A 1,183-nucleotide genomic window follows, 5' to 3' on the forward strand; every position below is an offset into this window, starting at 1 on the left:
ATTGGCTGTCGCTAAAGCCCTTGATTGTTTCGTATCTCATCTTGTCATTATATCAAAACTTTCGCAAGAGGTCTATTTATAGAAACCTGTCAACGGATAAAAAATTAAGAAATAATTAAATTGTTCTGTTTTGAAATAACTATTAAAGATAATGCCAAGTCTTGTGCATAAATTGAATAATATCATTTAACGCAACCACTTTAAAATTGAGCTGTTCACCGTGTTTATCATGATATTTTTCGAGAATAATCATACAGCCATATTCCAATTTACCTTCACGATTAAACTCCAATTCTTTGATTTTCACTGAGTGGGTGATACCATTTTCTGCTAAATACACATGATAATCTTCGCCTGTATGTCCATGAAAATGATATTTAAAAGCAATTTTATCCAAAATATCTTCAATCTCAAATGCCCCATAACCACGTTTACTTTCAGATGCTTTATCATGTGTAATCAGGATATCAATATCAGGGGATTTTTTACCGAGTTTTTTTAATTGCTCACGTTCAGCATTTTGAATAAACTGCGGATGGTGACGCCCCTTTTTATCGCCAATGCGTCCAATTCCTACCACGCTTAACTGTTCATTTTTATTTTGTAAGATAAACGGCACGCCTGTACGACATACCCAGATACGTTGATAAATATCTATCGGGAAATAAGGGTGATCGTGTAATTTTGCGAGATATTCTAATTCATCCAAAAATGCGTGGTCTTCATGATTACCACGCACGCAATACATATTGATATTGAGTTTATCTAAATATGTAGCAATTTCAGCATGAGATTTTACAAAATCGTTGCTAAAACCCAGTTCATCACGATCATTTAAGGCGTGTCTAAGTGTTGCTTTATCCATTTTATTTTTGTCTGGAAAAGCCCCCATATCACCACATTGTAAAATCAAATCAATCTTTTCTTGATATAGATTTTGATAATGTTCCACCAATTTAAATGGTAATAAAAACTTACCATGAATATCAGCAAATATTGCAACTCTTAACATTTTATATTGTCCTGTTAAATTTTTGAATCAGCATAAATAGGACTTACGCAAAACCGTAATTTTTTTGCATAAGGGGAATAAACTATAGTAGCATAAGGCATGACAAAAAACCAATCACACGCATAGACTACTGCCAATACCTAATGGTGAGCCAAACCAACTACACACTCA

Annotated in this window: 1 protein-coding gene; it reads right to left on the reverse strand. The window is 33.4% G+C overall.

Annotated features, from left to right (window positions below):
- Positions 1-142 precede the first annotated feature (142 nt).
- Positions 143-1,012: a metallophosphoesterase family protein gene (locus tag ACEYX7_RS10935; RefSeq protein WP_374900568.1), complete on the reverse strand. Its 870-nt coding sequence runs from the start codon at positions 1,010-1,012 to the stop codon at positions 143-145.
- Between the last annotated feature and the right edge of the window lie 171 nt (positions 1,013-1,183).

This window comes from Hubeiibacter jixunmingi (genome assembly GCF_041928215.1).
In the GTDB taxonomy this organism is placed as follows: Bacteria; Pseudomonadota; Gammaproteobacteria; order Pseudomonadales; family Moraxellaceae; genus Acinetobacter.